Below are 255 nucleotides of genomic sequence, written 5' to 3' on the forward strand. Positions count from 1 at the left end.
TGAAGACTGCCGGACCCTGCAGCGCCTCTCCGAGGACCTGGCCCGACAGGTGGGCGGCTTCAAGTTGCACTGACCACCGGCCGCGGTGTGTCAGGCCGGACGCCTTCGCCGGCAAGCCGGCTCCTACGGGGAGCAATGGCGCCTTGTGCAGGAGCTGGCTTGCCAGCGAACCGCCCGCCGCGGTGCGTCAGGCCGGGCGCCTTCGCCGGCAAGCCGGCTCCTACGGGGAGCAATGGCGCCTTGTGCAGGAGCTGG

Source organism: Pseudomonas protegens (genome assembly GCF_003732485.1).
Classification (GTDB): Bacteria; Pseudomonadota; Gammaproteobacteria; order Pseudomonadales; family Pseudomonadaceae; genus Aquipseudomonas; species Aquipseudomonas protegens_B.